At 39.7% G+C, this 25324-nt stretch carries 23 protein-coding genes and 1 pseudogene; 10 read left to right on the top strand and 14 right to left on the bottom strand.

What is annotated here, in order from left to right:
• Positions 1 to 61 precede the first annotated feature (61 nt).
• Positions 62 to 319, top strand: coding sequence for a CPF_0552 family protein (locus tag B5X70_RS14945; protein WP_079558712.1), 258 nt, complete (start codon positions 62 to 64; stop codon positions 317 to 319).
• 51 nt (positions 320 to 370) lie between these two features.
• Here the strand turns inward: B5X70_RS14945 and B5X70_RS14940 are convergent, their stop codons facing one another.
• A complete protein-coding gene (locus B5X70_RS14940; protein ID WP_079558711.1) occupies positions 371 to 898 on the bottom strand; it encodes a DNA-3-methyladenine glycosylase in 528 nt (175 codons plus the stop codon).
• A complete protein-coding gene (locus B5X70_RS14935) occupies positions 898 to 1374 on the bottom strand; it encodes a nucleoside deaminase (protein WP_079558710.1) in 477 nt (158 codons plus the stop codon). The genes B5X70_RS14940 and B5X70_RS14935 overlap by 1 nt, the downstream gene beginning before the upstream one ends.
• A gap of 335 nt (positions 1375 to 1709) precedes the next feature.
• Between B5X70_RS14935 and nadB the strand changes: the two genes are divergently transcribed.
• The 4 genes from nadB to B5X70_RS14915 all read left to right on the top strand — a co-directional run bounded on the left by nadB (position 1710) and on the right by B5X70_RS14915 (position 7613).
• Positions 1710 to 3302 carry an L-aspartate oxidase gene (gene nadB, locus B5X70_RS14930; protein ID WP_079558709.1) on the top strand — a complete coding sequence of 531 codons (1593 nt, stop codon included), beginning with the start codon at positions 1710 to 1712 and terminating at the stop codon, positions 3300 to 3302.
• 176 nt (positions 3303 to 3478) lie between these two features.
• Positions 3479 to 4768 (top strand): nucleotide sugar dehydrogenase, encoded by a 1290-nt coding sequence (locus B5X70_RS14925; protein ID WP_079558708.1) that lies wholly within the window; start codon positions 3479 to 3481, stop codon positions 4766 to 4768.
• An 11-nt stretch (positions 4769 to 4779) separates the two neighbouring features.
• Entirely contained in the window at positions 4780 to 5805 is a 1026-nt protein-coding gene (locus tag B5X70_RS14920; protein WP_079558707.1) for a hypothetical protein, read from the top strand.
• Between the two features lie 137 nt (positions 5806 to 5942).
• Positions 5943 to 7613: a formate--tetrahydrofolate ligase gene (locus B5X70_RS14915; protein WP_079558706.1), complete on the top strand. Its 1671-nt coding sequence runs from the start codon at positions 5943 to 5945 to the stop codon at positions 7611 to 7613.
• Positions 7614 to 7793: 180 nt separating this feature from the next.
• On the opposite strand, the gene hflX is transcribed toward B5X70_RS14915, so the two are convergent.
• The 3 genes from hflX to B5X70_RS14900 form a co-directional block, all read right to left on the bottom strand.
• Positions 7794 to 9005, bottom strand: coding sequence for a GTPase HflX (gene hflX, locus B5X70_RS14910; protein WP_079558705.1), 1212 nt, complete (start codon positions 9003 to 9005; stop codon positions 7794 to 7796).
• Between the two features lie 155 nt (positions 9006 to 9160).
• Positions 9161 to 9841, bottom strand: a complete 681-nt coding sequence (locus tag B5X70_RS14905; protein WP_079558704.1) for an energy transducer TonB — start codon at positions 9839 to 9841, stop codon at positions 9161 to 9163.
• 224 nt (positions 9842 to 10065) lie between these two features.
• Positions 10066 to 10734 (bottom strand): energy transducer TonB, encoded by a 669-nt coding sequence (locus B5X70_RS14900; RefSeq protein ID WP_079558703.1) that lies wholly within the window; start codon positions 10732 to 10734, stop codon positions 10066 to 10068.
• 696 nt (positions 10735 to 11430) lie between these two features.
• On the opposite strand from B5X70_RS14900, the pseudogene B5X70_RS18600 reads away from it, so the two are divergent.
• Positions 11431 to 11637, top strand: a pseudogene (locus tag B5X70_RS18600) (transposase); the annotation flags it as partial.
• Between the two features lie 173 nt (positions 11638 to 11810).
• Here B5X70_RS18600 and B5X70_RS14890 read toward each other — a convergent pair.
• The 9 genes from B5X70_RS14890 to ccsB form a co-directional block, all read right to left on the bottom strand.
• Positions 11811 to 12200, bottom strand: coding sequence for a hypothetical protein (locus B5X70_RS14890; protein ID WP_079558701.1), 390 nt, complete (start codon positions 12198 to 12200; stop codon positions 11811 to 11813).
• Positions 12201 to 12566: 366 nt separating this feature from the next.
• Positions 12567 to 12872, bottom strand: coding sequence for a hypothetical protein (locus B5X70_RS14885; protein ID WP_079558700.1), 306 nt, complete (start codon positions 12870 to 12872; stop codon positions 12567 to 12569).
• 373 nt (positions 12873 to 13245) lie between these two features.
• Positions 13246 to 13497 carry a hypothetical protein gene (locus B5X70_RS14880; RefSeq protein WP_079558699.1) on the bottom strand — a complete coding sequence of 84 codons (252 nt, stop codon included), beginning with the start codon at positions 13495 to 13497 and terminating at the stop codon, positions 13246 to 13248.
• Between the two features lie 121 nt (positions 13498 to 13618).
• Positions 13619 to 14023 (bottom strand): hypothetical protein, encoded by a 405-nt coding sequence (locus tag B5X70_RS14875; RefSeq protein WP_079558698.1) that lies wholly within the window; start codon positions 14021 to 14023, stop codon positions 13619 to 13621.
• 207 nt (positions 14024 to 14230) lie between these two features.
• Entirely contained in the window at positions 14231 to 15724 is a 1494-nt protein-coding gene (locus tag B5X70_RS14870; RefSeq protein WP_079558697.1) for a WG repeat-containing protein, read from the bottom strand.
• Positions 15725 to 15744: 20 nt separating this feature from the next.
• On the bottom strand, positions 15745 to 16761 hold the full coding sequence (locus tag B5X70_RS14865) for an outer membrane beta-barrel protein (protein WP_088328609.1): 1017 nt from the start codon (positions 16759 to 16761) through the stop codon (positions 15745 to 15747).
• A gap of 134 nt (positions 16762 to 16895) precedes the next feature.
• Complete coding sequence (locus tag B5X70_RS14860; protein ID WP_079558696.1) at positions 16896 to 17948, bottom strand: anti-sigma factor; 1053 nt, start codon at positions 17946 to 17948, stop codon at positions 16896 to 16898.
• A complete protein-coding gene (locus B5X70_RS14855; RefSeq protein ID WP_079558695.1) occupies positions 17945 to 18427 on the bottom strand; it encodes an RNA polymerase sigma factor in 483 nt (160 codons plus the stop codon). The genes B5X70_RS14860 and B5X70_RS14855 overlap by 4 nt, the downstream gene beginning before the upstream one ends.
• Before the next feature lie 254 nt (positions 18428 to 18681).
• Entirely contained in the window at positions 18682 to 21774 is a 3093-nt protein-coding gene (gene ccsB / locus B5X70_RS14850) for a c-type cytochrome biogenesis protein CcsB (protein WP_079558694.1), read from the bottom strand.
• Positions 21775 to 21947: 173 nt separating this feature from the next.
• On the opposite strand from ccsB, the gene B5X70_RS14845 reads away from it, so the two are divergent.
• The 4 genes from B5X70_RS14845 (at position 21948) to B5X70_RS14830 (ending at position 25207) form a co-directional block, all read left to right on the top strand.
• Positions 21948 to 23168 carry a DcaP family trimeric outer membrane transporter gene (locus B5X70_RS14845; protein ID WP_079558693.1) on the top strand — a complete coding sequence of 407 codons (1221 nt, stop codon included), beginning with the start codon at positions 21948 to 21950 and terminating at the stop codon, positions 23166 to 23168.
• 218 nt (positions 23169 to 23386) lie between these two features.
• Positions 23387 to 23851 carry a DUF4268 domain-containing protein gene (locus tag B5X70_RS14840; RefSeq protein WP_079558692.1) on the top strand — a complete coding sequence of 155 codons (465 nt, stop codon included), beginning with the start codon at positions 23387 to 23389 and terminating at the stop codon, positions 23849 to 23851.
• Between the two features lie 4 nt (positions 23852 to 23855).
• Positions 23856 to 24875, top strand: coding sequence for an agmatine deiminase family protein (locus tag B5X70_RS14835; protein ID WP_079558691.1), 1020 nt, complete (start codon positions 23856 to 23858; stop codon positions 24873 to 24875).
• 74 nt (positions 24876 to 24949) lie between these two features.
• Positions 24950 to 25207: a putative signal transducing protein gene (locus B5X70_RS14830; RefSeq protein WP_079558690.1), complete on the top strand. Its 258-nt coding sequence runs from the start codon at positions 24950 to 24952 to the stop codon at positions 25205 to 25207.
• Positions 25208 to 25324 lie beyond the last annotated feature (117 nt).

Below are 25324 nucleotides of genomic sequence, written 5' to 3'. Positions count from 1 at the left end.
AATCCTCTGTACGAGTTCTTGCGAGGATTCGGGAGTAACTTAAAAAACAAATAATAGGCACATGAAACGTGAAGTTTTGTTGATTTTGGTGAGCCATCGTCAGGAAACAGCAGAAAAAGTGCAAAAAATTCTTACCGGATGGGGATGTTATATCAAGACACGTCTCGGAATTCATGATGGGGTTTTGGAGAATTGTTCTGATAGCGGGCTTATTTTTCTGGAACTCATTGGAGATGATTTAGCCAAGCATGAAGAAATTGCCCGTAAACTAAATCTGCTAAATGGTGTTGATGCAAAACTTATTTCATTGGAGGTTTAATCTCTGTTGATTGGGATAATCTGCATCAAAACCTGGATAGAGAATTAAAGATTAGAACGACTTTAACCGCCAGGGAATATTTGCCCAATATTCCCCGGCATAGTGTATTCCTACTCGCGGTAGGGTTTGATATTTACCCGAATTATAAAGCGGGCACCATTCCAGCCACAGACGGTCTGAAGAGTTGATTTCTTCGCCATAAAATGATTTGTCCAGTTCAAGGGCTCTGCCAATTCTTCCGGGTCCTTGAATTTCTTTGGTTCCTCTAATCAGAATGGCTTGTGGATGATTTTCCGGACCGGTAGTGATGTTAAGCAGCCAATACATGCCATAAATGAGATAAACGTAAATGCAACCGCCTGGAAGGTACATCACTTCTGTTCTGGGAGTTCGTCCCTTGCTTGCATGGCAACCAAGGTCTTCTTCGCCTCGGTATATTTCAACTTCGGTTATTTGTAATTTAATTATTTGTTCGTTGTTGAATTGTCTTACCAGTTGCATTTTTAGAAGATGTGGTGCTACATCAAGTGCATCGGCAAGGAAGAAAGAAGAATGAACAACTTCGCCAGCTTTGTACATTAATATTCGGTTTTATTAGGCATTGCTTGCCACGTCTTGAATGTTGAGATGGCCTCACTATTTAAAAGCGGTTCCATCAGAATGCTTCTCTGATCCATAGAAACACCAATTTCTCTATAGATAAAATCATCATCAAACCCTATATCTGCTGCATCTTTTCTCGTATTTCCGAAGAATATTTTGGGAATACGAGCCCAGTAAATGGCTCCCAAACACATAGGGCAAGGCTCGCATGAAGTATATAGTATGCAATCCGATAAATTATAGGATTTAAGATTCTTACAAGCTTCTCGGATGGCCAGCACTTCAGCATGAGCAGTAGGATCATTATGGTTTGTTACTTGATTAGATCCCTTTCCAACAACTTCCCCATCTTTTACAATTATTGCCCCAAATGGTCCCCCACCATGCTTAATATTATCATTGGCCAATTCAATGGCCATACGCATGAACTTCTCGTCATTGTTGTTATTCATATTTATAAGTTTTATAATTCAATTCTACAAATTTTAAACAAGAAAACAAAGTGGTTTTCAAAAGCTGTTAGCATAAAGCAATACCTCCTCTCTTCAATATAATAGAGGGGGTTTGTCGCCTGATTTTTTTCTTGCACTACTATGAATTCGACGATAGTTAACAATAGCTCATTCTTTTTATTTTTGCCATAATTAAAGTGTTTGGCCAATATAGAAGAACGAAATTTGATCTTGGGTGCGTTATTGAGAATAGTCAATATATCATATCTCAAGAATGATTATAAAAGCTTTTAGTGGTATTTTTTCATAACTTTACCCTCGCAAATAGGATTTACATGAGATCAAAAGATATATCGCATAGGAAGAAGTATGATTTTCTGATAATTGGATCAGGAATTGCCGGCTTGAGTTTTGCACTTAAAGTAGCTGAGCATGGAAAAGTTTGCATTATTACCAAACACAAACTGGAAGATACAACAACAGTATATGCCCAAGGTGGGATTTCATCCGTAACTTATCAGCCTGATGATTTTGAAAAACATGTAAAAGACACCTTAATTGCTGGTGCCGGGGTGTGTAATCCAGATGTGGTTAGGAAGGTTGTTACAGAAGCACCCGAGCAGATAAATCAACTCATGGAGTGGGGTACACGATTTGACAAAACTCTTGATGGAAAGTTCGATTTGCATAAGGAGGGAGGACATTCTGAATATCGCATCTTACATCATAAGGATAATACTGGATATGAAATTCAAAGAGCCCTGTCTAAGGCTGTAAAAACCAATCCAAACATAGATTTACTGGAAGACCATTTTGCTGTTGAAATCATCACCCAGCATCACCTCGGAGAGGTGGTAAATAAATGGAGAGATGACATTGAATGCTATGGAGCTTATGTACTTAACCGAAAACGTAACTGTGTTGAAACCATCCTTGCAAAAGTAACCCTCATGGCTACCGGTGGAGTAGGAGCGGTTTACCAAACCACAACAAACCCGAAATTTGCCACAGGAGATGGGATTGCAATGGTTTACAGGGCAAAAGGACGAGTTGAAAACATGGAGTTTATTCAGTTTCACCCAACTTCATTATATAACCCAAAAGAGCGCCCTTCCTTTCTGATAACTGAGGCCATGCGTGGTTTTGGAGGCATTTTAAAAAGGAGGGACGGTCAAAAGTTCATGCATAAATACGATGAGCGAGAAAGCCTTGCACCCCGTGATATTGTTGCTCGTGCCATCGATAACGAAATGAAAATTTCTGGTGATGAATATGTCTTTCTTGATGTAACGCACAAGGGTGCTGATGAAATCAAGCAACATTTTCCAAATATTTATAAGAAGTGTTTATCATTGGGAATTGATATCACCAAAGATATGATCCCTGTAGTTCCGGCGGCTCATTATGCTTGTGGAGGAATAAAAGTGGACTCTTATGCTCGCTCAAGTATTGGAAGGCTATATGCAGTGGGTGAGTGCAGCTCCACCGGTTTGCACGGAGCAAACCGGTTAGCATCCAACTCTCTTCTCGAAGCAGTGGTGTATGCCGATGTTGCTGCAAAGGATGCCATATCCCGAATTAAGGGGTATAAATTTCAGGATGTGGTTCCTGAGTGGAACGATGAAGGCACTTCAATACCAGAGGAAATGGTGCTGATTACCCAAAGTCAGAAAGAACTGGAACAGATAATGAGCTATTACGTTGGAATTGTGCGTTCCAACCTGCGACTAAAACGTGCCCTCGACCGGCTTGAAATTCTCTACCATGAGACAGAAAGTCTGTATCAACGATCCATTGTATCAGAAGAACTTTGTGAATTAAGAAATACCATTCAGGTAGGATACCTTATTATTAAAATGGCACAACAGCGGCGAGAAAGCAGAGGCCTACATTATAACCTTGATTATCCAAATCAGATTGAGGGATAATACGCAATAGTATAGAGTTGTATCAAAGCATGTATTATCAGCCCTGTAATAAATCAAGCCGTTTATCAACTCATGAAAGAATTTTGTGTAATAATTACGCATTTGTCTGATCAAATCCGTTATTTTACCATTCGTTTTAATTAAGAGATTATTTTTATTTCTGATAGTAAACTATTATGCTTCAAAAGTTATTAAATAAAGAGACTAAACTTTCGGTCATCGGATTGGGTTATGTGGGTCTGCCTATCGCGCTTGAGTTTGCCAGAAAAATGAAAGTCGTGGGATTCGATATAAAAAACGACCGCATTGAAAAGATGCGCAAAAACATCGACCCAAGCAATGAGCTGGAATCAAAGGATTTTGACGGATGTGATATCCACTTCACCAGCAATCCCGAAGATTTAAAGGACGCTACCTTCCATGTTGTGGCCGTTCCTACTCCCATTAATCGCCACAACCTTCCCGACCTGAACCCGCTGTTGAGTGCCAGTCACGCCGTTGGTAAAATTCTTAAAAAGGGTGATTACGTGGTGTTCGAATCCACTGTTTATCCCGGCTGTACCGAAGAAGATTGTGTGCCTATTCTGGAGCAGGAATCGGGTTTGAAATTCAATGAGGATTTCAAAGTAGGATATTCACCTGAAAGGATAAACCCCGGCGACAAGGAGCATACACTTACCAAAATTCTGAAAATTGTATCCGGTAGCGATGATGAAGCACTTGAAGTGATATCAGCTGTTTATGAATCAATAATAAAAGCAGGAATACACAAGGCCAGCTCCATAAAGGTGGCAGAAGCAGCCAAAATTATTGAAAACACTCAACGCGATGTAAACATCGCGTTGATGAATGAGCTCTCCTTAATATTCAATAAACTAAACATAAACACCTACGAGGTGCTTGAAGCGGCAGGAACCAAGTGGAATTTTCTAAAGTTTTTCCCCGGTTTGGTAGGAGGTCATTGTATTGGAGTCGACCCCTATTATCTCACCTATAAAGCCAGTGAGTTAGGCATCCATTCAAAAATAATAACTGGAGGCCGGGTGATTAACGATAACATGGCGCCATACATTGCCAAGCAAACGGTAAAGCGGCTGATATCAAACGGGCATCCAATCAATGGCGCACGGGTTCTGATTATGGGAGCTACATTTAAGGAAAATGTGAGTGACATCAGGAACTCAAAAGTTGCAGATTTGGTAAACGAGCTCAAATCCTTTAGTGTTAATGTTGAAGTGATTGATCCCCATGCTTCATCTGAAGAATTGATGGAAGAATACGGTTACGGATTGGTAGATAAGCCAACAGGTAAATACCAAGCAGTTATAGTGGCTGTAAACCATGCTGAATATATAAGTCTGAATGAAGTTTGGTTTAATTCATTTATGGACGAAAAGGCACTTTTTGTGGATGTTAAAGGGGTATTCCGCAACGTTATTAAAAAACTTGAATACTGGAGTTTGTAAATCCGAGGCTTGTGAAAATATCCCGGAAGCAAAACATATTGGTAGAAAAACTACTTAGGTTATGGGTTCAGAAAGAATTGCTTTCGGAAGAGAAAGCCGATGAACTACGTGCCGATGTTGAAATAAAATCACTGAATTGGAAGCGGATAGCCCGAAATTTAATGGGACTGTCCGTTTTGTTTATGGTAATAGCTTTTTTGCACCTGGTTGTCGATAAATGGGTGCTTGAAATCATTACCCGTTTTTTTTCCCTCTCTTCTCTCTTTTTCATGGGATTGCTTAATGTTCTCACTATTTTTTTTGTTTGGTTGGCCAATATCATTTATAAGCGTAAACAGTTAACCGTTATTTCAGTCGAAGCGTTACTGCTTCTTTCAATCATCTCCTTTTCAGGAGCTGTTTACTATGCAATTGAGGTTTTCGCGTTGGAGGGGTTCTTTAAAGTGTTCTCAGTTTTATTAACAACATTATACACCCTTATTTTGGCTGCATTTTTCCGTTCCCAGATCATCTGGATCATCGGATTAATTGGGCTCACTTTGTGGATGACATTGGAAACAGCTCGTTTAGGTGATTGGAACAGTACTTTTTTGGGGATGAATCTGCCATTTCGGTGGCTTTTGTTTTCGGCGATGTTCTTATTGGGATGCAGGGTTTTACCCCAACCGTCAGTTGTGAAGCGGTTTATTAAAATTACATTCCAATTTTGGGTGACTGTTTTCTGGATTTCATTGTGGCTGTTCGCCCTTTTTGGGAATTATGCATCATTTGAAGTATGGGATAACGCCTCAGCTGTTGACCTGCTTCCCGGTGGGGTGCTGATGGCTGCTTTAGCAGTCATTGCATTGATTTACGGAAAGAAAAAAATGGAAAAAGAGTGGGTGTGGATGGGAAGTCTTACCCTTGTGGTGAATCTGTATACCCAATACTTCCTTTTTTTATGGCACCCCTTTCCACCGGCTTTGTTTTTCTTTATTCTGGCTCTTTCCTTATTCATTCTTGGACGAAAAGCTGAATTGGTATGGGGTAGAAAATAAACCTGTCTGGGTTTATTTAATTTTCTGTATATTTACCACAAAGGATACATAAATTGAATGCTTGTGAAACGAGTCCCAAATCCTCGGGACTCGTTCTCCCGAATACTCGGGAGCCTAAAAAAACAAATTATAAACAGATGAAATCAGACATTGAAATAGCCAGAGAAGTAACCCTCAAACCTGTTAGTGAAATTGCTGAAAGATTAGGCATTAGAAAAGATTTACTGGAGCCATATGGCCATTTTAAGGCCAAACTTCCTTTATCAATTATTGATAAAGAGAGGATGAAAGGGAAAAAACTGATATTGGTTTCAGCTATTTCACCAACACCTGCCGGAGAAGGAAAAACCACCATCTCCATTGGCTTGAGCGAAGGTTTAAACCGGATAGGAAAGCAGACCACGGTTGTTCTACGTGAGCCAAGCCTTGGGCCGGTTTTTGGCATAAAAGGAGGAGCTACCGGCGGAGGTCATGCGCAGGTGGTTCCCATGGAGGATATTAATCTTCACTTTACCGGTGATTTTGCTGCCATCGAAAAGGCTAATAATTTATTGGCAGCACTTATTGATAATAACATTCAAAACAAAAACGGGTCGTTGGGTATCGATCCCCGAACAGTGCACTGGAAGCGGGTAATGGATATGAATGACCGGGCATTACGTCACATCATTGTGGGATTGGGAGGAACAACCTCCGGTGTTCCTCGCGAAACCGGATTTGATATCACCGCGGCCTCTGAGATTATGGCTATTTTGTGCCTTGCAGAGAATTTTGAAGATTTAAAGGAGCGTATAGGGCGCATTTTTATAGGGTTTACATTAAACAAAAAACCGGTTTATGCCCGTGATTTGAATGCACAAGGCGCCATGGCTGCCTTGTTAAAGGATGCCATTAAACCCAATCTGGTGCAAACACTGGAAGGAAACCCCGCCATCATCCACGGCGGACCTTTTGCAAACATTGCACAGGGAACCAACTCGGTACTTGCCACAAAAATGGGCTTAACTCTTTCGGATTATGTTGTGACAGAGGCTGGTTTTGGATTTGACTTGGGTGCAGAAAAATTTCTGGATATCAAATGTGTGTCAGCCGGTTTGCAGCCTGATGCGGCTGTTTTGGTGGCTACGGTTCGGGCACTGAAGTATCACGGAGGGGTTCCACTCTCCGAAATTAATCATCCCGATGCTGCGGCAGTTGAAAGAGGGTTGGATAATCTCGAAAAGCATGTTGAAAACATGCGTAAGTTTAATGTTTGTCCTGTGATTGCCATCAACCACTTTGCCGATGATACCGATGCCGAAATCAATGCCATCCAACAGAAATGCAAAGACCTGGGGGTTAAAGCAGCTGTGGCAAAAGTTCATGCTTTGGGAGGAGAGGGAGCTGAAGAATTAGCTGCCATAGTCAGCGAAGTGGCGGAGGCGTGCCAATCAGATCTTAAGCCTCTTTACGAGTGGGAATGGCCGGTTGAGAAGAAAATTGAAACCATAGCCACAAAAATTTATGGTGCTGCAGCCATTGATTATACAGCGCAAGCCAAAGCGGATCTCCAAAAAATCTACGATCTGAAACTAGATAAACTCCCGGTTTGTATTGCGAAAACACAAAAGTCTCTCTCGGATAATCCAAAACTATTGGGTCGTCCGGAAAACTTTGTGGTAACCGTAAGAGAGATTGAAATTGCTGCAGGAGCAGGATTTATTGTTCCAATTACCGGAAACATTATGCGTATGCCTGGCCTTCCGGAAAAGCCTGCTGCAGAAAACATTGATATCTCGTCCGATGGAATAATTTCAGGGTTATTTTAATCTATAACTGAAAGTAAGAGGCTGCTTGAATAGTTTATTATTTAACCACAATGATCACTAAGGATTTCACTATGCTTACAAAGGTTTATCTGTAAATGCAGTAGCCCTAGTGCTCATTGTGCTTACTTGGTGTTCATTGTGGTTAATTTTTCTTGTTAATAAACATCCTCCGTTTTAGTTCTACTCCTCATCTTCCTCTTCAACATCCGGATAAAGAAAATCATTATAAGGAAACCTTGTTACATGAACTTTTAAAACTTCCTGATACAGGGTCTCTTTGAATTCATCAAAATTGGTTTTCTCTAATGCAGAGATAAATATGGACGGGGTATCTTTTGCCATCCAAGTTTTTTTCAAATCGTCCAAAGTCAGATTCTGCTTTGTTACTGGAGTAAGATCATCTTCATCCTTTGCAATGTAGTTGTAGGCGTCCACTTTATTAAAAACCATAATAACAGGTTTTTCGCGGTCATCAATTTCCCGGAGTGTATTGTTTACCACATCAATTTGCTGTTCAAAGCCGGGGTGTGAAATGTCAACAATGTGCATCAGCATATCGGCCTCGCGTACCTCGTCTAGTGTTGATTTAAACGATTCCACCAGGTGGTGAGGCAACTTCCGGATAAAACCAACCGTATCGGCCAGCAGAAACGGTAAATTGCCAATGACCACCTTGCGAACTGTTGTATCCAATGTAGCAAAGAGTTTGTTTTCTGCAAATACTTCGCTTTTACTCAGCGCATTCATTAGGGTGGATTTTCCCACGTTGGTGTAGCCTACAAGAGCTACACGCACCATTTTGCCTCTATTCTTTCGTTGAGTAGCCTTTTGTTTATCAATCTTCTCAAGATCTTTTTTAAGCTTAGCGATGATGTCCCGAATAATCCGGCGGTCTGTTTCAATCTCTTTTTCTCCCGGGCCGCGCATGCCAATACCACCTCTTTGTCGTTCAAGGTGAGTCCACATCCGGGTAAGACGTGGCAATAGATACTGATACTGAGCCAATTCTACCTGAGTTTTAGCGTGTGCAGTTCTTGCTCTGCTGGCAAAAATGTCCAGAATCAGGTTGGTTCTATCAAGAACACGCCTTTTAATGGTTCCTTCCAGATTTTTCAACTGCGAAGGGGAGAGTTCGTCGTCAAAAATGACACCCGTCACATCTTCATGAACCTTTAAATAATCCACAATTTCCTCCACCTTACCACTGCCTACATAAGTACGTTTGTCGGCCATGGTTAAATTCTGTGTGAATCTTTTCACAGGTTCTGCTCCGGCTGTTTCCGCAAGAAAAGCAAGCTCATCCAGATGCTCCAAAACCTCAGCATCGGTTAAATCGGGTGTTCTAACAGCGACCAGCACAACTTTTTCAAGGTCTTTTTGGGTTTCTATCATATATTTTTCTTGATATTTCTGTTAAATGGTAAAGCAAAAATAATGATCTTTTGGAACTTCTGTATGATGATTGAATACAAACCCCGAATGATGGTGAAATAAAAGCAAAAAACCCGGCTAAAGCCGGGTTTTTCTTATGATAAAGAAATGTTCTGTTATTGAAGAACAAAGTTAATAGGCACAGTATAAGAAACCCTTACCGGCCTGTTTCTCTGACGTCCGGGTGTCCAGTTTGGCATGGCCTGTACAACCCTGAGGGCTTCACGATCCAAACTTGGATCAACACCTCTTAATACGGTTGCGTTTGTTACCTCACCATTTTGATTAATTACAAATTGAATATATACCCTTCCCTGAATCCCATTTTCCTGAGCAATTACAGGATAACGGATAGATTGTGCCAAGTAACGTTGTAATGCTTGTATTCCTCCGGGGAATTCGGGCATCTCTTCAACTATAATAAAGATCTCACCATCGTCACGCTCTTCTTCAAAATCCATATCAACGAAATCAATCATTGAGTCATCGTGCATTTCAGTGTCAAAGATCTCTAACTCTTCATCCAGATCAATATCGTCATCAACAATATTAAGAATATCTGTTACCGCTGGTGGCGGCGGTGGCGGTGGTGGTGGCACCTCTTCCTGTCTGGTGATTGGAATAATTTCCTCTTCAACCTCCTCCTCTATATCCATTAACCCCAGGTTTATATTTACTTCCGTGGTTGTCCACTCAAAAGCAATTAAAACCAAAGAGAGGGTTACCACAAGACCAATCTGCATAAATACAGTTTTCTTGCTTTCCAGATCCGCTTTGGGTGATTTTTTAGTGTCCATAACTACTGGTTACTGTTTATAGTTTAAAACGAATATAATACTCAAATCGTCTTTTTACAAGAGCTTTATGTTAATTTAACGCTTGAAAAGAACGTAAAAATAAGTTTTTCTTCTGAAATAAAAGAGCCTTTGCACCTTTTATTTTTTAGGTTAAATAAATTTCAAGAAATTTAACACAAGGATAATGCATTGTTCGATTGTAACAATATCTTATTTTCTATTTTTTACCAATTTCTTATCTCAAAATTAACGGGTACCGTGTAAGCAACATTTACCCGCTCCCCGTTTTGTATTCCTGGTTCCCAGTCGGGCATCAGTTTTATTACCCGAATTGCTTCGTTGTCCAATTCGTGATGACGACCCCTTACAACCTTTATATCTACCACTTTCCCGTTTCTGTCTACCACAAATGATACAAATACCCTACCCTGTATGTCGTTTCTTAATGCCGTACGCGGATATTGGATATTCTCAGCCAGAAATCTCAAAAGAGCCTGCTCTCCACCTGGAAATTTAGGCATGATTTCAGCAACGGGGAGAACCTCTCTTGGATCATCAATTGGTTTCCATTCTATAAATATAATCTCATCGGTATATTCGGACGAACCAAAGCAAAGTGATTCATCAAGCGGCTCGTCAGTATAAACTATTTCCAGCAAATTTAAAGGTTGTGGAGCCTTGGGTGGCGGTGTAATTTCCTTATGTACCGTAATAGGAACCAATTCCTCAGTGGCTTCCGTTTCAGCGCCATACCAGGCGTAGTTATATGAAACATCGGAAGAAGACCATTCAAAAGCTATCAATGCTGCAGTAAGAGAAACTACCAATCCAATTTGCAAAAACATAGATCGCTTGCTTTCCAAGTCTGATTTTGAAGTTTTTCTGGATCTCATATCGCATAGTTTTAATGGGTTTATAACTTCAAATTCGATTATTTTCCCATCATAGTCAATTGTTTTAGTATTGTTTAAATATAATTTGAATTTCTACATAGTCCAGAATACATATAATGCTGACAGACTGGCCTTTGAAAATTCAAGCGTGTTAACAAGATGTTAAGATTAACAATATTGTTAATTTATATTGAGGCTGAGGCAGGTTTTAGTAACTGTTTAAATTTTGTTTCAAATATATGTTATAGATAAGAAGAGTGTTAGATTCTAGAAAGATAGGATAGTTGAGAAAGACGATCAGATATATCTGATTTTCTACTTAATGGTCTATATATCTTACATCTAAAAATCTCTAAAACAGCTTTAATATAAATATGCATTGAGTTTTTTAGAATAATTATTGACTTAAGCAAAACCATTCGTATTAACCTAAGCTTGATTTATAATGACCTGATTTAAAAAATATTAGGTTAAACATTTTTAGCGTAGAATTTGGAAAAATGATGGGTTTCACTAAATTATCAGTCGATAAACAATTAAATAACAGCGAAGCTCATGCGTTTAGATAAGGGCTTTGAACTTACTGCTTCTACCTCAATGTATACTTTAGGAAATAGTCCTAAAAAAAAGCCTGCTTTGTTGATGGATTTCATTTAATAACTCAAATCAGAAACAATATAAAAAATGGAAATGAAAGACAAAATACTGCTCGGAAAACGTTCTGTAATTGAGACAATTAATGACGAATTGAAAAATATGTGCTCTATAGAGCACTCAAGGCATATATCTTTTGGAAACTTCCAGACTAATATGATTTCTGCACTCATTGCTTATTCTTTCTTTCCCAAAAAGCCAGCTCTAAAATATAAGGTTGTAAATACTAATCAAATTACGCTTTTTTAGAATCGAACTCAGGTTAATAGGGACTACAACCAGCTGGGGTATCCTGCTTTATCGCAAAATATCCTTCTATATTACCATTGAAAGCTTTGGTTGCAAAGAATAAGAAGGATCGAGTTACAAACTCGCTACAACGGAGTATTCACATTCAGTAAATCAACACCTTGTATTTCTTTCTATTGTTTAATCAATACTCTTTCTAAATCGTTTAAACTTAACTCCCGTCTATACTTGTCATTTTCTTCATGAAAAGCATCAAAATAAACCAACTTATTATCGCTAATTTCCTTAATAAAAATCATATCAAAAGCTTTATCAAATTTATATATTTCTTTGCGACTTAGATCATATAAACAAACAGCAAAACAGCAATTTATATCACCGTAATACTTAATAAAGTAAATACTGTCATGCATCCCATAATAAACAACATTGTCGATAATTACACTTCCGATTGATTTTTTTCCGTCGACATTCATGTCCCCAACCCAAGGGCCTCCCATATTCAAAATTTGCCTTGCATTTACAAATTCAAAAATTGTATCTTTTATAATTAAAGTTTCCATTTTAAGGGATAAATTTAACTCCGTGTGGAGCATATATTTGCAACCATGTTCCAAATCCCAAGCCTTATTGAGACCCAACTAAGCCAATCTTTATTGGAGTTCCTATTCGTATCACCTGTGTACTCCATGAACCTAATGAGGGTTGGAATCTTAGTGTTATCTGCAACATATTCCTACCAAAAGCTTGAGAACAAGCAAAAACCCTGAGAGCTTTAGTACTATATTGAAAAGCTCCATATTTTAAAGCGTTTTCAGATGCATAAAGCCCTACTCGAAGATTTATTGGCGCTCTGAACTCAACCGAATTAATTAAAAAAACATTTGGAGTTGTTCTTCTTACTAATGCTAAAAAACCTGCAACTGAAATTATCCCTGCCGCCCCAAAAATGTAATACTAATAGTATTAGAAATCCCTTTCATTACTGCCACCTTATCTCGTTCCATTGTAAACATGAATTGCGGCATGAAGATTTCATCTCCTTTCGGAGTCCCACCATACTTATGCATTAAACTACGGAATAACCTCGGACTATTTGCTAAATTTTCTCCTAAACTTCCATTTTTATAAAGAAATTCAGACATACCTTCTTCTGTAAAACCTGTAAAATAAAGTGTTAACCCTGCTGAATTAGCTCTTTCAGTTGCATTTTGCGCTATCTTATAATCCGACATAAATACATTCTGAAAAATCCTGCGCCTTTTACCCATCTTCCATCCGGATCCACCCCCATAAACGAACTGTTCCTCATTGCCAAATTAGGTGAATAAAGACTCTCTGGCGGGGACGTGAAATACCGGTTAGAATTCGACGTAGTATTCGCTCTGATTGCAAAAAGAACTTCGCCGATCAAAAAGCAATCTACTGCATGTTAATAAAAAATAAAGACAGCTATGCCTTATGCACTGTGCTCCAACTACAAAGCCAAATGTCTATCTGTATTTAAATAAATAGGAACTAAATAGTAATGCTATACCCTGCACAAAAATAAATAAGGAAAAAGTAATAAAAAGATCTCCCATCGTTTTCTTAATTGAGATTATTTAATTAAAAGGGCGTTCCTGTAACAACTGCTACAATGAAGATAATCAAAAATAACAACCCCGCAAAAACAAAAATTCCTATAACTGCATTGTAAAAACCTTGTGAATAGTTTCCAGCCAAAGAACTTTTATTTTTTCCAGACAGAAATTCAATTTTTTTCTTATTGCCAATTAACCAAAAGAATATATATCTGGAATATAATCCCATCCCGTTAATTATTAATCGACGTAAAAACAATTCGAATAAAAATTCCATGCCTATTAGATTATTTTATTGAAATCAGACCTAATTTTGTGCCTTTACCCACCATGAAGCGTCTAAGAGAATACCTTCTTGTGAATTCTTATTATTATACATAAAAATAGCATTTTTAAAATTATTTCCGGATAGCTTGCTCTCGGTTCTCTTTAAAAACAGTTCCCAGATTTCTAATAAGGATTCTATCATTAATCCTATACGCATATGAATTACAAAATTCTTTCGTTTTAAAGTCTTGTCTTTTAACATAAATGCATTTTGAGCGATCTGTTTTATAGATAGAATCACCTATTGCAACATAACTCTCTAATGGATAATCCATAATACCATACCACGTCGAATCTATCAATACAAAATGTGCTTTCTTGTTTTTTATGTATGTCTTGCTATTAACAATTCCATTAAATTCCAATTTACTAAATGTATCAACAGCATAACGATTTCTATAAATCGTAATAAGCGCTCCAACCATAATTAATCCGAGAAAGACTAAAACAGATAACTTTAAAATTTTGTCTCCCATGATCGTCTAATAGTATTATTTAATAATAAGTGAAGCTCCTTTGGATCGAATTCGCCAAGCATTAAAGCAAAATAAGGCGAGCTGGGAGTGTTTTAATTTAATCTTAGAAATACAACCTTACCTTTTTCCTTTATATCAAACAATGCCCCGACTGTAAATCGGGGCATACAAGGCATTGGATGCTAATTTAATATTAATTCGGCATCTTCAAAAATTCAATGAAAATCCAACTGTATAGGGATACAACTCAGGTCCACGATTTTCTTTGAACATAGACATGGGTGAATAGGTCGCGTAAATCCCAAAATTATCATACCCTGCACGAACAATATATGAATATCTGAAAGGCTTTAGGTCAAAATCGTCCCGAACTTTTTGCTTTCTCTTCCTTCCGTCATCACGGGAATCGGTTCTGGTGTGCGAACGTAAACGCATACCTCCCACTACTCCAGCTCCTAAATAAAGATTATTATTGGTCCCATCGGGAACCTGAAATTCCATAACAAGTGGCACATTCAGGAACAGAGTTGTTAATTTGGATTTCCTTATGGAAGCGGTTTCAGATAATACGGGAAACCAATCAATGGAATGTTCCGGAACTTCGGACAGGCTTTTAAATGAAAATCTGTAATTATTATACTCAAGCCCCAAGGCACTAACAAGTCCTATATTTGAACTAAAAAGCGGGGTGCTTTTTTGAAAAGGATAGATTGAAAATTCAATAGATCTTGAATGATTCAGCTCCATGAACTCGTACCCGTCAGGCATCTGTTCTTTAAAATTGTTATTAAAATAACCATTAATACCAAGATTAATGCCGGCCAGATTTCCATCAAAATATTTCCTGCGTTTTGATGGAGTTCCCTTATAAACTCTAATTTCCTTTGAGTGAGTTTCTCGTTGAACCTCTACATGATCTCGGCCAATACGCACACCCGGAGCCGGTTGCTCCTGTCTGGATTCCTGAACAGGCAGCTTTATTGGTTCAACTTCCTTATCGAGCAAACGGCCAAGCGTGTCAACATAATGTACTTCGGTTCCAGATAATGCTCTGGCTTTGCCATTTTCAAAATTCCAAACCTGTTGATAAACAGGAGCAATGATTTCAAAACCCTGTCTGTTAATGAACCCCATTTTGCCATCCTTTAAAACCCTGGCATATCCCTCTTCAAATGACCATATTTGTTGATAACCGGGATAAACAACCATACGTCCGTCCAGATCGATCAACCCCATTCGGCCATCTTTCAAAACTTTATAAAACCCATCCTCTGCAGGCCAAATATGATTATACTCGGTGGGGATCAATGTTGATCCATCATTTTTCACAAATCCCACCTTCCTGTCCTTCAACACCTTTGCCACACCATTTTCAAATGGCCATATCTGATCATATTCTGCGGGTAGAATCATTCCTTTATCCAGGTGGTAAAGTCCAATTTTCAGACTTTGCAGAACTCGAACATACCCTTCGCGATCCAAATCATATACCTGATCGTATTGAATGGGAACCAGAATATCCCCTTCCTTATTCACAATACCGATTTTCCCATTCTGAAGAACCCTGAATATGCCTGGTTTCATTTCCCAGGTTCTCTCCCACTGCTGAGATGATTGATTTAACAGGATGGCTGCTTCCGACTTCTCCATAAGGAGAAGCAGTGCAAGCAATATCTTAATGATTAAAACAATACGCATCATATGTTATCTTTAAAAATGTCTTAAAAACTAACAAGGGTTAACCCAACCGACCATGGGTACAATTCCGGACCCTGGTCTTTCTGAAACAAAGGCGTCATATCATAGGTAGCGAATAGCTTTATAAATCTGTATCCTGCTCTCACTGTAAATCCATATTTAAATGAATTAAGATTCAGATTGTCTCTGGACTTCTCCTTCTCTCTTCCATCATAAACCAACTTGGTATGAGAGCGAAGCCGGAACGCACCATAAACCCCTCCACTAATGAAAATCGGTTTTCCTGAGTCTGCCACCGGGAACTGGTGTTCTAACAATAAAGGAACGGTTAAAAACATGGTGGTTAGCTTATTTTTGCGGATGTTCAGTTCATCTTCAATGTAATAACCGGTTTTTCCATTTTCCAGTCGTGTGAGAACATAATCAGAATCCAACCGATAATTGTGCCAGGTAATTCCCATACCGGTAACCAAACCGGTATTGTTACTATAGCTTGAAAGTCCAATATCATATTGAAAGAAATTTAATCCAACTGCCACGGACTTTCCATTATTCAGATCCATAAAATAACCATCATCGGGTAAACTGCTGTCAAATGATGATGAGAAAAAATTATTGAATCCAAGATCAAACCCCGACCAATGGCCTCTGAACTTATTCCGGGGGGAATGCACCATTTTTATCCGGGTACACCCTGACTTATCATTCTCAATAATCTGCAATTCCCTTCTGCCAACCGAAAGCCTGGTAATGGTATCTTCAAAATGATTAACAATTACCGAGCCCCCGGGAAATGTCACGCTCGTTCTGTGGGAGGTTTCTTCAACGGTCACCAAATCCCTCACCTTTTGTCGGTCAGTCTGATGGCTTTGTGCGTCAGCTGTTGAAACAAAAATGATGATGGAAAACATGACGAGAATAAAGGAATGAATCGCTCTTTCTGACTTTTTCATGAAAACTTCTATATTTTCATTCTGACAACAGTTCGTTTTAGCAACTGATTCAGAATACTCATCTATTGAAATATTATATTGCTTCATCGCATTGGTTTTTAAATAATCATCACCTTTGATTAATAATACAAAACAGGTCAAAAACAATCCGGATTGTTGTTTATGAATGGGACGCTTTTGCTAATTTAAAAGTTACAAGATCTGTGAAAATCGTTGAAAGATTATCTTGGAGCAAGCCATTTGGGGACTTTTTGAGTCAGTTCAAAGTTATCTGAACTGATGTTGATGGCCACAACTTCACCTTCCTCATCATAAACTCTGTTATATGCCAGGTTTGAAAGCGGATTGACACTTCTGAATAATACACCTGTTCGCTCCAATAACGTTTTAGTATCTTCGTTTTGAGATCCTGATCTCTCCGGATCTAGTTGAGCCATTAATCGTCTGTTTTCAACATATTGAGGTAACATTAAAGCCAAGCCAGCCTCGTACGCATTTGGCATAATCCCGGGATCTAAAGGTTGGATTGCGGGCCGCGGCAATTGAAGTAATTCCGGTTCATCAAGAACGTCTGACACCTGTGGCTTTGCCGTATAGCCAATAACTTCATCAGCGAAAAACGTTGGTGAAGTGACCAAAACATCAGAAGATTGTATGGAAAAAATCTCTTCTTCCATGACAGGCTCATGAATAATTGGCTTAAATTCGGCGACTTGAGCTAACCTGAGCTCCTGCGAAGAGTCATTCAAAGAGATATTTTCCCGGTAATTAAACATCATAAATATCAGGATGGCAGCAGCAGCCACTTTTAAATAGTTAAAGTAATTAACTCCTACAGAACGCTGCAGTAATTTTGAACGACCAGGCATAACAACTTCGGGAACCTGCAATTTTAGCCTCTCATATAGTTTTAGCTCTCTCTCTGAGTCGGGGTCTTTTTCTAGAATGCTGATAAGTTGACTCTGTTCAGAAATGGTTAACTCCTCTTCTGAATTTTTGATTAACAGGTAGTCATATTCAGAGATACTACTAAAAGGTTCCGGTGCTTTTTTAATTCTGGATTTATTTGGAAAGGTATCTTCATGCGGAATAGACAAACACAAATCGGCGCCAGAAGTTAACTCCTGAAATTCTTCCGTTAAATCAGGGTTCTCCAATAAGAAACGCTTAAGCGCATCCTTCTCTTCTTCAGAAAGATTCCCGTCTGTAAACTCCAGAAACCACTCAAAGTAGTTTTCACGGTTAATCTGCTTATTGTTTCTATCTGTTGTCATATTACCGCCTCCATTTTTCCGATAAATTTTCTTAAGAAAAGTCGTGCCCGGTATATGTAAACTTTAACCTGACTTTGCGAAAGACCTGTAATTTGTTCTATCTCCTCGTAACTGTAACCCTCATAATCGCGAAGCATTACCACCATTTTTTGATCTGGGGGTAGTTTTTCAACAGCCTGATGGAGCAGTTCATTCAGATCGGAATATTGCGCATGCGTGCAATATTCCGATATTTCGTTTTCTATGGATTTGGTTGGCTTTTCTCTTCTTACATAATCTATAAGTACGTGGTAGGCTGTTGTAAACAGGTAGCTTTTACTCTTTTCAGGATTTACACCGTCTTTATTGCGCCACATTTTTTCATAGGCATCCTGAACAATATCTGCCGCTTTGTCCTCATCTTTTATATTTTTGAGAACAAAACGGTAAAGATTGTCTGCATGCTGCTCCACACAATGATTATACTGAGCCTCTGTCATCCTGTTATTAAGGTTTATACAAATGAGACGCTTTAGGTGGATGTGAAGTTACAGCAGAATGAAAAAAAATCAAGTTTTTTTTCATTCTAATTCTTGCCATAATAGTTTTACATACCATCGGGTATGTTTTTGATAAAATAGTGCTCACAATTTACAACCAGCTCTGTATGGAGGAGCAATAAAACAATCGAATCCCAAAATAACAAAAACGATAATCCAACCGTAAAATCCTCTGCGTTTCGGCGACTCCGCGTTTAATCCTCTCCTTCTACCCGACTCATTTTTGAATCATTCCATCTGGCCGCGAATATCAATACAAAAATCACAGCCACAGAATAATAAACAAAAGTAGGAATTGGCACCGGATCGCCACCGGCGTATGAATGCAATCCTGCCAGATAGTAGTTTACACCCAGATAAGTCATTATTACCGATCCAAATGTTAGTAAAGAAGCGGTGTTAAATGCGATTTTCCCTTTTAACCCGGGAATGAATCGCATGTGCAGAATAAAGGCATAAAGAACTATTGTGATGAGCGACCAGGTTTCTTTTGGGTCCCAGCCCCAATAACGACCCCAGGATTCGTTGGCCCAAACACCGCCCAGAAATGAACCAATGGTCATCAGGTAAAGCCCCACGGTTAAGGACATTTCATTGATGGCCGTAAATTCGTCAATGGTAAGTTTAAGCCGGTTAAAATTAGATTTGTTTCGAACCGCAGTTATAAGAAGGTTCATGAATCCTAAAAGTGCGCCTAAAACAAAAAAGCCATATCCTGCAATTATAACTGAAACGTGAAGGGTTAACCAATAGGATTGCAGCACAGGAACAAGGTTGGTGATATGTGGATTCATCCAACTGAGGTGGGCAACCATTAGCACAACGCCGGTAAATAATCCGGAAATTGGCAGAATTGTGGAACTCTTCCGAGCCATTACAAAGGCAGCGAAAAGAATGGCCCAGCCGACAAAAATCATCGATTCATACCCATTGCTCCAGGGCGCATGACCTGAAACAATCCATCTTAGAATGAGTCCAAAGGTATGATACAAAAACCCCAAAAAGAGCAACAGGTAACCACCACGCATAATCCATTTAAAATCAAGTGTTGGTTTTAACAGGTTTATAAACTGTAGCAAGACCAAAATGCCACCAAGCGCAAAAAACCAGGTTGCCAACCACAGGAAAATACTCAGCCGGTTATATAGCAATTCAAGAGACCGAACCCTGTCGGTTGGTAATATTTCATCAGCATGACTGCGCTGATATTCATCGATGACTTTAAGTTGACTAATGGCATCTTCATTGTTTCCCCGGCGAACCATCTCAATAAAATCCCTCACCGACGAAGAAACAAACAAACTATCTGAAGTTGTGAGTGTTTGAGGTTGGGATGTCGGGGTGTACCATGGTAAATGTGAATCCTTTGTTGATGGGAATATCCTGTGTAAATTACCCATTTGGGTAAGATAGAAAACATTGACTTGTTCATCAATTTTAATCAATTCCTGTTCTGTTTTGTTTCGCGCAGCCGGATTTTGCCGGTGCGCTGCATCAACCCATTGATGCAGCTTATAATGTCGGTTGCTGTCAAAAAACTCAGCAAAAGCAGCTTTATCCTTTGTAATGCCCAGAATTGCCCTAATCTGCGGATCCTTCACGGTAATAAGCGGAAAGGTTTGCCAATCTGCCGGATGTATAAACATCCCTAAAACCATCTGATCAGCAGTCATACCTCTGAATGTATGGTGCTTAACAAGTTTTAATGCGATTTCCTGATGCAAAGAATTAAGTGGCTTAATTCTGCCCCCATTATCCTGAACCAGAATGGTTCCAAATGCATCGGCAACATCTCTGTCGGGAGCGGGAGGCAATACGTCCCTGGATTGAGCCACCATGGTTAAAGAAAATACCAGCAATAAAATGGTCATAAGTTGCTTCCGCTTTTCATGTATTTTCCCGACATGCGACATCAACTGCCTGAAACGGGTTTTTCCTCCGAACAGAGCCCACATCATTCCCAGTGTCATTAAAAAATACCCGAAGTATGTAATAATGGTTCCGGTTCTGTCATGATTTACCGACAAAACAGTACCCTTTTCATCCTGGTCGTAAGAACTTTGGTAAAGTCGATAACCGCGATGAGTCACAATGTTGTTCATAAATACCGACTGATCCTGGTCAATCCCCCGATCAGAATCAAATAAGGTAATTTCGCTTCTATAGCCTGACGGACTGGATGATCCGGGATATCTTTCAAGAATAAATTGATTGAGCCTTACGCTGAAAGGCAATTCTATTGGCAGTGCTCCGAAGCGCAGGGACAATTGGCCTCCCGGCAGGTTTAGCTTAAAGGGCTCTCCCACTCTGCCGTTTCGTCCGTATGCAGTAAATAGTTGAGTTTCTCCCCTGTGGGTAACTTCAAAAACGACCCCGTGTGGCATTCCACTTCCCTGATCTCCCGGCAAAGTGACCGGACGCATGATGGCGGATGGATAATAACGGCTCACGGTTATTCTTAAGCCATTAAAGTCGTAAAGCAGTCCCGGGTTAAAGGGGTACTCAGTATTGGCCTCAAAAGATCTGGTGGAACTATCCTCCATATTCAATCCCGTAAAAGGTTGATTGGCTGTTAAAACCAACCCTGTATTGGAGGCATTTCTTTTGATGAAAACATCGGAATTAACATCTTCGGTGGTTTCAAAACCTAATGTGAAAGCAGCTTTTGTAATTTTCTCGCCAGGAGCGATAAAATGCTCAAGACGCTCCATTCTGTCAGAAAAGACAATGGCTGCCAATGGCTTGCCATCCATTGTTTCCACCGGCTGTGGAACGGCATTGGGAACAAATGCCACACTGCGAATGCGAACTCTTTCATCGCCTGCCCGGAGCGTCGCTTTAAACTCACGTGGTGAGGCTGGGGAAAAAAAAGCCAAACGGCTCACTTGCTCACTTTCATCGCCAGAACGAAATTCAGCAGTTACAAAAGGATCGGTTGATAACATGACGCTTTCTGTTTCGCCTTCACGAATGTGCAACAAACCTTCATAACCAACATAACGGGTTATGGCAGCTCCTGCTATGATGATAAAAAACGAAACATGAAACAAAAAAACCGGCATTTTTTCAAGCTTCCACATGTTAAAGTTGAAGATATTACCCAGCATATTGATGGCCAACAGGAAGAAAATCAACTCGAACCACCAGGAGTTATATACAATCGCTTTTGCAGCATGTGTTCCATGGTCATTTTCGATAAATGTGGCCATTGCCATAACAGCTGCCATTAATACAAAAAGGCTTCCCATGAGCCACGGTGCAGAAAGTATCCTGATAATATTCTTCATATTCACATGGTTTTGAAACGCATAAAGATATAAGATTTGTGCAATTACATAAAAGAATTGTTTGTTGGTTTGGATAACTTTTTGTTTTTTCGCAGTGCGAAAAACAAAACCAATCAGGACTATTTAACTGTATTACAGATAAAAACATCCTTTTATTATCTAAACTGAAATTCATGCAAAAAATTACTTATTTACTGTTAGCATTGTTCTGTTCTTCATCTTTTCTGATGGCACAGGATAATGAAGAAAAATTATTTGATATTTCAATCCACGGCTTTGTAGCCGTGGATGCTGCCCATAACTCCAGAGTTGGAAACGCCATCAGAAATAAGCACATCTATCTGTACCCATTGCCTCAGGAACTCGATTTGGAAACCGGTATTGATTTAAACAGTCGCGGAAATACTGACATTGATGCTGCCCACTCTCGCTTTGGTATTCATGTAAAAGGACCCACTGTTAATGGCGTTTCAGTTTTTGGCCTGATTGAAGCCGACTTCTTAGGAGATGCCCGTTCGGCCGATTCCAATTTCAGACTTCGGCATGCTTTTATCAGATTGGGTTATGGAGATTTCACTTTTCTAGCCGGGCAAACATGGCACCCGTTTTTCATCCCTGAGAATTTTCCGAACATGGTCCACACCGGGGTTGGTGTACCCATGCACCCACTGAGCCGCAATCCGCAGCTGCGATTAACATATCATCAGGAGAATTTTGAACTCTCAGCATCATTAATCGAACAAAATAACTTCCGCACCACCGGTTTTGCCGAAGGAACCGAATTTGGAGAGATGCCGGAAATCACCCTTCAACTCAAAATGTGGAGTGGTGATGCCTGGGGTTCGTTTTCGGCAGGTTACAAAAGACTGGCAATGCCGGAAAGAGAAAATATGGCAACCATCGGTACTTATGTTGGTAGTTTTCATGCACAAACCACTTTCAGGTACCGACTTCCAACCGTAATGGTTCGTGCTGGAGCCTTATACGGCGAGAACTTATCCGAAGTGGCCATGCCGGGAGGGGTCGCTCGTACTACTGCATCTACTCCGGAAAACCCGGAATTTAAACCTCTGGCTTATGGCTCAATGTGGACTGATATGGAAAGGCATTCTGCCACATGGAGCCCGGGTGTTTTTGTAGGTTACACAGAAGCACTTGGTGCGTCTGAAAATGTTGATGGCTCCTCTATTTTTGGTCGGGATCCCAGTGTCACCAATATTTTCTCCATCGCTCCCCGCCTTCGTTATCACATCAATTCGGTAACATGGGTCGCTGTGGAATACATGTACACCGAGGCCGGATGGGGTGCAAGTTACACGTCAAAAGGAGTCCCCTCCGAAGTAACCAAATATGCCAACAATCGGGTAATGATGTCCATGAGATACACTTTCTGATATTTTGATTTAAAGAGATAATTTCAGAATTTTAAGATTGATAATTTTTTAGCCACAAAGAACACAGAGAGAACCACCAAGTACGCGATGTTTTAAGTTAGCCATAGTGACCTTTGTGCCTTCTTCGTGCCCTTTGTGGTTAAGGCCTAAAACACCTAACGACCTAATAGCCTATCAACCTCAACTCATAAAAACAATTTATTCAAAACACAGCAGAAATGTTCAACAAAGAGGAAGCCAAAGAGGTAAGAATAGAATTCTGGCAAAAGCTGAACAATAAAACACGCCGGCTTCCGGGACAGAAGGGTCGTAAAAAGTTCTGGATATTTGATAATACCGGTATTAAAGGCTTAGACCTTCGTTTTGATGTGGACAGGGAGAAGGCTCGTGTTGCTTTGGAAATAAACCATACCAAAGAGGGGCGCAGATTGCAACTTTTTGAAAAACTTGAAGCAGCCAAGACTCTGTTTGAAGCTGAATTTGGAGAACCGCTGATTTGGGACTTTACTTACGAAAAGCCCACCGGCGAAATGGTTTGCCGGGTTTACACCGAGTGTCCCGGGGATATTTTAAACAAGGATTTGTGGCCCGATATGACTTACTTCCTGATTGATAAAATGATGAAGATGGAACAAGCTTTTTTGGAGGTAAAAGATTATTTGCAAAGCAACCTGAACGAGTAAATAAATGACAACAAGACACTTCCCTGCCGAATGGGCGCCTCAAAGCGCCATTCTTATGGCCTGGCCACATAAAAACACCGATTGGGACTACATGCTTGAGGAAGTTCAGGTCTGTTTCTCTGAAATCATAAAATCCATACTTCCTTTTGAAAAAGTACTGCTTCTGGTTCCGGATGAACCGACTGGAAAAGCACTATCCTCAAAGTTTGGCAACAACCTGATTACCATTGTGACAGACACAAATGACACATGGGCACGAGACTTCGGTCCAATTATCATTTTTGAGGATAATAAGCCTGTTTGCCTCGATTTTAAATTCAATGGTTGGGGTCTGAAATTTGCAGCTGATAAGGACAACCTGATTACAGGAAGTTTATTCCGTAAGGACGTTTTCGCAAAAGATGTTCGATACAAAAACCGTCTCAATTTTGTTCTTGAAGGTGGTGCATTGGAGTCCGACGGAGAAGGAACACTGCTGACCACCAGTGAATGCCTGTTGTCACCAAACCGAAACGGGGAGTGGAATAAAGAGCAAATAGAGGGATATCTCATTCAGAAACTGGGACTGAAAAGAGTTCTCTGGATAAACAATGGATACCTGGCCGGTGATGATACCGACAGCCACATTGACACGCTGGCACGCTTTTGCAATCCAGATACCATTGCATACGTAAAATGCAGCGATGCTTCAGATGAGCACTTTCAGGCACTTAAAGCAATGGAAGAAGAATTGATTCAACTCAGGAAAGCCGATGGCGAACCATATCAGCTTATTCCTTTGCCAATGGCAAAGGAAGTTTTTTTCCATGGAGAGAGACTTCCGGCTACCTACGCCAATTTCCTGATTATCAATCATGCTGTCCTGGTTCCTACATACGGCTCGGAACTGGATATTGAGGCATTATCCCAATTAAAAAAGGCATTTCCCGACAGGGAAATCATAGGCATCAATTGTCTTCCATTAATAAAGCAACATGGCTCATTGCATTGCGTAACAATGCAATTACCAGTGGAAACTATTTGAATAACCAATAGATTGTCCGATATTTACTCTCTGAACCTTATCTCCTTATAAAATTAACAACCTAAAATTAATTTATGGCTGATGAAATCGTAGTATTGGCAAATTTGGAAGACCGGATACTGGCGGAGAATATTCAACGCATTCTGGAAGAGAATGGCATTCATGCGCTATTGCAGTCAGACAATCCGGCATCTTCTGCCCTTAATATTTACATGGGTTCAGTTTCCCATGAAAACATAAGCATCAAACTCCATAAGGATGCCTATAAAAAAGCCACAGAAATTATAAGAAACAGTGGTTTTGGAGACTTATTAGAAGATTGTGATAATTGAAGATACCATGTCTCTATCACGATATATCAGAAATACGTTCCGTCATACGTCGTAAGCATATAATTAAAGAAAGTTAAGCTAATTTCCTTTTTTTTACGGTTAATTGATTGTCCCGAA

Source organism: Alkalitalea saponilacus (genome assembly GCF_900168165.1).
Lineage (GTDB): Bacteria > Bacteroidota > Bacteroidia > Bacteroidales > Marinilabiliaceae > Natronoflexus > Natronoflexus saponilacus.
The sequence above is the reverse complement of the archived record's forward strand: the minus strand, read 5'-3'. Positions and strand labels throughout refer to the sequence as shown.